This is a genomic window from Lysinibacillus sp. NPDC097868, from assembly GCF_044761135.1.
Classification (GTDB): domain Bacteria; phylum Bacillota; class Bacilli; order Bacillales_A; family Planococcaceae; genus Lysinibacillus.
Window position 1 is genome coordinate 512,367 of record NZ_JBIWBS010000001.1, and the last position, 6,146, is coordinate 518,512.

Annotated in this window: 7 protein-coding genes and 1 riboswitch; of the genes, 6 read left to right on the forward strand and 1 reads right to left on the reverse strand. The window is 39.7% G+C overall.

Annotation, left to right across the window (positions count from 1 at the left end):
• The first annotated feature begins 8 nt into the window (after positions 1-8).
• The 6 genes from ACIQXJ_RS02365 (at position 9) to cobT (ending at position 5,666) form a co-directional block, all read left to right on the forward strand.
• A complete protein-coding gene (locus tag ACIQXJ_RS02365; protein WP_403049164.1) occupies positions 9-1,658 on the forward strand; it encodes a glycerol-3-phosphate dehydrogenase/oxidase in 1,650 nt (549 codons plus the stop codon).
• The gene (locus ACIQXJ_RS02370) at positions 1,659-2,579 is read left to right on the forward strand and encodes an alpha/beta fold hydrolase (protein ID WP_403049167.1); all 921 of its coding nucleotides are present in this window, start codon (positions 1,659-1,661) and stop codon (positions 2,577-2,579) included.
• Positions 2,566-3,459 (forward strand): tRNA (adenosine(37)-N6)-dimethylallyltransferase MiaA, encoded by an 894-nt coding sequence (miaA, locus tag ACIQXJ_RS02375; protein WP_403049170.1) that lies wholly within the window; start codon positions 2,566-2,568, stop codon positions 3,457-3,459. The genes ACIQXJ_RS02370 and miaA overlap by 14 nt, the downstream gene beginning before the upstream one ends.
• 98 nt (positions 3,460-3,557) lie before the next feature.
• Positions 3,558-3,788 carry an RNA chaperone Hfq gene (hfq, locus tag ACIQXJ_RS02380; protein WP_228134406.1) on the forward strand — a complete coding sequence of 77 codons (231 nt, stop codon included), beginning with the start codon at positions 3,558-3,560 and terminating at the stop codon, positions 3,786-3,788.
• Between the two features lie 94 nt (positions 3,789-3,882).
• The gene (locus ACIQXJ_RS02385; RefSeq protein ID WP_340825719.1) at positions 3,883-4,185 is read left to right on the forward strand and encodes a rhodanese-like domain-containing protein; all 303 of its coding nucleotides are present in this window, start codon (positions 3,883-3,885) and stop codon (positions 4,183-4,185) included.
• Positions 4,186-4,330: 145 nt separating this feature from the next.
• A riboswitch (cobalamin riboswitch) is annotated at positions 4,331-4,505 on the forward strand.
• A 105-nt stretch (positions 4,506-4,610) separates the two neighbouring features.
• Positions 4,611-5,666: a nicotinate-nucleotide--dimethylbenzimidazole phosphoribosyltransferase gene (cobT, locus tag ACIQXJ_RS02390; protein ID WP_403049173.1), complete on the forward strand. Its 1,056-nt coding sequence runs from the start codon at positions 4,611-4,613 to the stop codon at positions 5,664-5,666.
• Positions 5,667-5,949: 283 nt separating this feature from the next.
• On the opposite strand, the gene ACIQXJ_RS02395 is transcribed toward cobT, so the two are convergent.
• Positions 5,950-6,146 (reverse strand): hypothetical protein (locus ACIQXJ_RS02395; RefSeq protein WP_403080835.1); only part of this gene is annotated, 197 nt, incomplete at its 5' end.

Below are 6,146 nucleotides of genomic sequence, written 5' to 3' on the forward strand. Positions count from 1 at the left end.
GAGAAAGTATGTTTTCATTTGAGCATCGTCCTAAAATTATGGATTATTTAGAGCAATATAGCTTTGACGTATTAGTAATTGGAGGTGGCATTACGGGTGCGGGAATTGCACTCGATGCCGCATCAAGAGGATTATCTGTCGCATTGATTGAGATGCAGGACTTTGCGGCTGGTACATCTAGCCGTTCAACAAAGCTTATTCACGGAGGCCTTCGATATTTAAAACAATTTGATATGGGTGTAGTGGCTGAAGTTGGGCGTGAACGCGAAATCGTTTATGATAATGCTGTTCATGTAACGACGCCTGAAAAGATGCTGTTGCCTTTATATAAGCATGGTACACTTGGTCCGTTTACGACTTCAATAGCATTGAAGGTTTATGACCGATTAGCAGGTGTGAAAAAGAAAGAACGTCGTACAATGCTGAGTGCACAAGAAACAGCAGCGCTTGAGCCATTATTAAAGCGCGATGAGCTCGTTGGCGGCGGCTACTATGTGGAGTATCGTACCGATGATGCACGTTTAACAATTGAAGTGCTAAAAAAAGCGGTTGAATATGGCGCACTTTGTGTAAACTATGCTGAAATGACAGGATTTTTATATAACAAGAAAAAACTAATTGGGGCAAAAGTAAAAGATCATGTAACAGGAAAAGTAGTAGAAGTTCATGCGGCGCAAATCGTCAATGCTACTGGCCCTTGGGTAGATGAAGTACGACAAAAGGATAAAAGTACGGACAGAAAACAATTACGTCTAACAAAAGGTGTCCATATTGTCCTCGATCAAAAGTACTTCCCATTGCAACAGGCAGTCTATTTTGATATTCCAGATGGACGAATGGCTTTTGCAATTCCACGAGATGGTAAAACTTATTTAGGGACAACGGATACAGTTTATGAAGGAAATCCTATACACCCTACCGCAACACAACAAGATGTAGATTATTTAATTGAGGCAGCTAAAAATGTTTTCCCTACAGCCGAAATTACAAGAGAAACAGTTGAATCTTCCTGGGCAGGTGTACGTCCACTTATTTTCGAAAAAGGTAAAGACCCTTCTGAAATTTCGCGTAAAGATGAGATTTGGACTGCATCCAGTGGTTTGATGACAATTGCTGGTGGCAAGCTAACAGGCTACCGCCAAATGGCTGAAACAATCGTTGATAAAATTGTCAAAACACATAAATTTAAGCATGCAAGTCCATGTATGACACGGGAGCTGTCGCTTTCTGGTGCAAAGGGCATTAATGCTATTAATTTCCCTGATTATACTGCATATAAAGCAAGAGAGGGCGTTCAGTATGGCTTGAATTATGATGAAGCCAAGCATCTTGTGCAAAAGTATGGTACAAATGTTGATGCTTTATTTGATCAGGTGAAGTATTTGCATGAGCATGGCAGTACGATGCCTCTCGTGTTACATGCGATGCTGCTTTATGGTATAGAAGCAGAAATGGTTTATACACCTTGTGATTTCTTTATTCGTCGTACGGGATTATTATACTTTGATATTGATGCAGTGAAACGATATAAGGAGCAAGTAATTCAAGTAATGCAACAGTGTTTTCACTACTCAGATTCCCAAAGAAATACCTATGTTGCTCAATTAGAACAAGCCATAATCGATGCGACAAGTTTTGCGGATGTGGAGGTGAAGTAAATGGAAGAGCGTTATATGAAAATGTCGGATGGACATTTTGTGTTTACGCGCACATTGACACCGGCTATTCCATGCATAGGTCATTTTCATATTTTACATGGCATGGCAGAGCATAGTGGCCGTTATCTAAAATTTGCTCGAATACTATGTGCAGCAGGCTATGCAGTTACGATGCATGATCATCGTGGACATGGAGAAACAGCATCTTATAACGGCACATTAGGCTTTTTCGCTGATAAAAATGGTTTTGACCGTGTTGTAGAAGATGCCCATGAAGTGATCATAACTATGCATGCCGACTTTGCAGATGTGCCTTTAATTGTGTTCGGTCATAGTATGGGTTCTTTTATTGCTAGAAGGTATATTCAGCTTTACAGCAATGACGTGGATAACGTTATCCTTTGTGGAACCGGAAACGTCTCGACATTGCACAAGATTGGGCATTATGTTGCACAAGTATTGGCAATGCAACGAGGCAAAGAGTTGGAGAGCCCTTTATTAAATAAATTGAGTTTTGGGAGCTTCAATAAACAAGTTCCAAATGCTAAAACAGCGTATGATTGGTTATGTTCGGTAGAGCATGAGGTGCAAAAATATATCGATGATCCATATTGTGGCTTTATACCAACCAATCAATTTTTTGTTGATTTAACGGCTGGCCTTATGGTGCTGAATCGAAAAAAAGAGATTGAAAAAATAAATAAAAACTTACCGATCCTTTTGATAAGTGGTAGCAAGGACCCTGTTGGTGACGGTGGTCAAGGAGTGTATACTGTGGCAGAGCGTTTTGTAGCGGCAGGTATACAGGATGTTACAGTCTATTTATTTGAAGATAAGCGACATGAAATTTTAAATGAAGACAATCATCAGGCGGTTCATCAAGTTTTATTACGGTGGTTAGAAAAGTATGATACAAAATAAAATACAGCAAGCAGAGGTCGTAGCAATAGTTGGACCAACGGCCTCTGGTAAAACAGCACTGAGCATTGAGCTAGCAAAAAAGTATAATGGTGAAATTATTAATGGCGATTCGATGCAAATTTATAAAGACTTAAATATTGGTACAGCGAAAATTACCGAGGAAGAAATGCAAGGTGTACCACATCATTTATTAAGCTTCAAAGAGCCAACAGAATCATTTTCTGTAGCAGATTATCAAAAACTAGTGCGTGCCAAAATTAGTGAAATACAGGAACGTGGCAAGTTGCCAATTATTGTTGGAGGCTCTGGGTTATATGTACAAGCAGTGCTTTATGATTTCCAATTTACGGAGGAGCAGGTAGATGAGGTAGCACGTAAGGCTTATTATGAGGAGCTAGAAAAGTTAGGTCCTGAAGCCATGCATGCAAAACTATTAGCATTGGATCCGAAAACGGCAGAAACAATCCATCCGAATAATACGAGACGTGTCATTCGAGCATTAGAAATGATTGAATTAAGTGGTGTTTCAAAGGCTTCAGAGGAACATAATCGTGGAGAAATGCCACTTTACCGCCATTTGATTTTAGGGCTTGGTGAAAATATGTCACGCGATGAGCTTTATGATCGCATTAATCGTCGAGTAGATTTGATGATGGACAAAGGGCTGTTACAAGAAGTAAAAGGGTTATGGCAGCAAAATATTCGAGATGTACAATCAATACAAGCGATTGGCTATAAGGAATTGTATGATTACTTAGATGGTCGATGCACATTAGAAGAAGCAATTGAGAGTTTAAAACAAAATTCTCGTCGCTACGCGAAAAGACAACTTACTTATTTCCGTAATAAGATGGACATTCATTTTATTGAAAAAGACTAAAAACTTTAATAATTTCTAAAAATTACTAATTGATAAATTGGTATAACATGCTACTATAGGAATGAAGAGGTAGAAAGAGAGTAGGGGAGGCGCAATCTATGAAATCAATCAATTTGCAAGATACGTTTTTGAACCATCTACGTAAAAACAGTGTTTTTGTAACTGTGTTTCTGTTAAACGGGTTCCAGTTAAAAGGAACAGTGAAATCCTATGACAACTTTACAGTATTATTAGTCGATGCTGAAAGCAAACAGCATCTCATTTACAAACACGCAATTTCTACTTTCGTTCCAGCAAAGCAAGTCGAATTTTTAGAGACAGAAGAATAGAGTCATTTTTAGCAGCTAGTGCTACATCACTAGCTGTTTTTTTTCGTTCACGCTATAATGTAATAGGAAATTGATATATTGGAGGACTATAAAGATGAAATCAATGGATACAACGCAATTATTAGAACAACTAGATGCTAACGAAGACCTATACATTATTGATGTGCGAGAAGATGATGAGGTAGCACAAGGTGTCATTCCTGGTGCTAAGCATATAGCGCTTGGAACAATTCCAGAGCGTTTAGATGAGATAGATCGATCTAAGCCTTATATTATTGTATGTAAAGCTGGCGGACGCTCGGCAAATGCATGTGCTTATTTAGAAGCACAAGGCTTTGATGTAACAAATCTTGAAGGCGGCATGCTTGCCTATGATGGGGAATTAGAATTTAAATAATGTACGATGAAGGTATTTAACAAGTCAGTTGTTAAATACCTCATTTTTATTTAGATTTTATTAAATGACGGCAATGCAAAAAGTGTTGTTACCAAAAATTTTTACAATATTGACACTAAAAAAACTTTGTCGTAAATTTAAAGTAATTACATATAAGCATTAGGTGCCCATTTTGGGAGAATAGGGAATAAAGTGAAATGCTTTAGCGGTCCCACCACTGTAAAATGGAGTTTTATAGAGAATACCACTAGCGATGGCTGGGAAGGTTCTATAAAATGTTGAGATTGAGCCAGGAGACCTGCCTAATTGCTTCGGATGATATGGACGATGGAAAAGTCTGTAGTTTATTTGTTATGAAATAAACTACAGGCTTTTCTATTTTTTTCATTCTTTATGTAAAAGGCTATAAAAAAGGAGAGATGATGATGCAATTACTACAACAAACGATTCAACACATTCAACATACTAACAACGAAATGATGGAAAAAGCGAAGGAACGTATAGATTCTCTTAGCAAGCCACCGAGCAGTTTAGGGAAGCTGGAGTCGCTTGCTATACAACTAACTGGGATTACGGGAGAACTATATCCGAAACTTGATAACAAAGTAATCATCGTCTGTGCGGCAGATCACGGTGTTTGTGACGAAGGAGTAACATCGAATCCGCAAAACGTAACGTTTTTTCAAACATTGAATTTTCCTAAGGGGGTAACAGGTGTTTGCGCTATTGCAAAAATAACAAATGCAAAAATAGTAACGGTGGACGTCGGTGTCAAAGAGGATATTCCGCATGATGCTGGTGTTTTAATTAAAAAAATTAAATACGGTACGGATAATATGGCGAAAGGACCGGCGATGACGAGGGAAGAAGCAGTCCAATCAATTGAAGTAGGCATAGAAATAGCGACATCAGAAATAGCAAAAGGGGCAAATGTTCTTGGTACTGGTGAAATGGGGATTGGCAATACAACACCTAGTGCAGCTATATTATCAGTACTTCATGCTTGTCACCCACATGAAGTGACGGGATTCGGTGCAGGGCTAGGATCAGGAGGAATTGAACATAAAGTAGCTGTTATTCAAAAGGCTATTGAAATAAACAAACCTAATCGTCATGATGCAATCGATATACTTGCAAAAGTTGGGGGGTTAGAAATTGGTGCTATGGCTGGAGTGATCCTTGCTGCTGCCGCAAATCGCAAACCAGTTGTAATTGATGGCTTTATTTCTACAGTAGCTGCACTAATTGCATATGAGCTTGAACCAAAAGTACAAGACTATATCATACCTTCTCATGCATCTGAAGAACCGGGTGCAAAAATAGCAGCCGAACTGCTTGGAGTGGAGCCGATGCTTCATATGAATATGCGATTAGGAGAGGGCTCTGGTGCAGCATTAGCGTTTCCAATTCTAGACGCAGCTTGCTCGATGATGAGGAATATGGCTACATTAGCAGAGTCTATGGCGCTAATAGATAAATAATAATTGATGGACATGAGTGGTTAGTACTTAGAGCGAGGAAAATGAAATAGTAAACAAAAAGTTATGCAGAGAGCTCTAGTTGATGGTAGCGAAGGAGGGCAACTCCTGCGGGAACGCACGCAGCGTAAGACGCAACAAACCGCGCGTTAGCGAGGGTTGCGGCTTACGTCGTGCCCACGGAAAGCGCACGTCGAAGCGGACATCAACGGTATAGCAGGAGAGTTCGACTAATGTGATGGCATTTTTACGCTATGTAAGAAGAATGAAACTATAGCTGTTCATTCTATGGCAGTAAATAAAAAATTGGAAGAGAACACGAGTTGATGGTAGCGAAGGCGGGCGACTCCTGCGGGAACGCACGCAGCATAAGCCGCAACAAACCACGCGTTAGCGAGGGTTGCGGCTTACGTCGTGCCCACGGAAAGCGCACGTCGAAGCGGACATCAACGGTATAGCAGGAGAGTTCGACTAATGTGATGG

Bases quoted from the DNA above. Each gene is read 5' to 3' on its own strand.
- cobT (WP_403049173.1), top strand. From the start codon at position 4,611: ATGCAATTACTACAACAAACGATTCAACACATTCAACATACTAACAAC.
- ACIQXJ_RS02365 (WP_403049164.1), top strand. From the start codon at position 9: ATGTTTTCATTTGAGCATCGTCCTAAAATTATGGATTATTTAGAGCAA.
- ACIQXJ_RS02370 (WP_403049167.1), top strand. From the start codon at position 1,659: ATGGAAGAGCGTTATATGAAAATGTCGGATGGACATTTTGTGTTTACG.
- ACIQXJ_RS02385 (WP_340825719.1), top strand. From the start codon at position 3,883: ATGAAATCAATGGATACAACGCAATTATTAGAACAACTAGATGCTAAC.
- hfq (WP_228134406.1), top strand. From the start codon at position 3,558: ATGAAATCAATCAATTTGCAAGATACGTTTTTGAACCATCTACGTAAA.
- miaA (WP_403049170.1), top strand. From the start codon at position 2,566: ATGATACAAAATAAAATACAGCAAGCAGAGGTCGTAGCAATAGTTGGA.